Genomic DNA, 1,032 nt, shown 5'->3' on the forward strand with positions numbered 1-1,032 from the left:
GCTGGCGAAGGCGGCCGCTGGCGACGCGGCCGTCACTTGCGCGCGCACCGCGGTACAGGTGCACGGCGCCCTCGGTCAGACCTGGGAGCACGACATCCACCTCTACGTCCGGCATGCCTGGCAGGGCGCCGCGCTGCTCGGCGACAGCCGCGCGCTCTACCACGAGGTGGGCCGCCGGTTCGCGGGAGGCGCGGGATGAGCGCGGTGGTCGGGGAATTCGCAGCGTGGCTGGCGGATTTTCTGCCGAAGGACTACTACGAGCGGTATCGCGAGTACCGCTGGGACCTGACGCTGCGACGGGACTATCAGCGGGCCGCGTTCGAGGGGGGATGGCTCCAGCCGACCTGGCCCCGCGAGCACGGCGGCCGGTCGCTGGGCCTGCGCGACGCGATGGAGGTCCGGATCGAAGCCGCGCTGCGGTCCGCGCCCAAGCTGCCCAACATCGCCGGACCGAACGTTGCCGCGCCCGGCATCCGCGAGTTCGGCACACCCGCCCAGATCGACCGGCTGTTGGTGCCCCTGCTGCGCGGCGACGAGTGGTGGGCGCTGGGCATGTCCGAGCCCGAGGCAGGATCCGATTTCGCCGGCCTGCGCACGCGGGCCGAGCGCGATGGGGACGTCTTCCGCGTGAACGGGCACAAGATATGGACCACGCAGGCCCACCTGTCGCGGTGGTGCACCCTGTATGCGCGGACCGATCCGGAGGCGCCGAAGCATCGCGGCATCTCCTGCCTGATCCTCGACCTGCAGGCGCCCGGGGTCAGGATCGAGCCCATCCGGATGGCGTCGATCTCCGACGAGACGTTCTGCGAGGTCTTCCTCGACGACGTCGAGGTGCCGGCGGAAAACCTGCTCGGGCCGCTGCATCGCGGCTGGAACGTGGCGCTGTCGTCGCTGCACCACGAACGCCAGATGATCTGGATCATGAACTGGGTCGAGATCAAACGCGGGCTCGACGCGGTGCGTGGCGCCCGGCCGACCGACGACATCTGCGCCGAGCTCGGCTCGCTCCTCGCCGACGCCGAGGCGCTG

Annotated in this window: 2 protein-coding genes; both read left to right on the forward strand. The window is 70.9% G+C overall.

Going from position 1 to position 1,032, the window contains the following annotated elements; all coding sequences use genetic code 11:
- Positions 1 to 199: acyl-CoA dehydrogenase family protein (locus BN4348_RS01040; protein ID WP_268921099.1), on the forward strand; the 199-nt coding region annotated here is incomplete at its 5' end.
- Positions 196 to 1,032 (forward strand): acyl-CoA dehydrogenase family protein (locus tag BN4348_RS01045; RefSeq protein ID WP_066906925.1); only part of this gene is annotated, 837 nt, incomplete at its 3' end. The genes BN4348_RS01040 and BN4348_RS01045, both read left to right, overlap by 4 nt.

This window comes from Mycobacterium interjectum (genome assembly GCF_900078675.2).
In the GTDB taxonomy this organism is placed as follows: domain Bacteria; phylum Actinomycetota; class Actinomycetes; order Mycobacteriales; family Mycobacteriaceae; genus Mycobacterium; species Mycobacterium interjectum.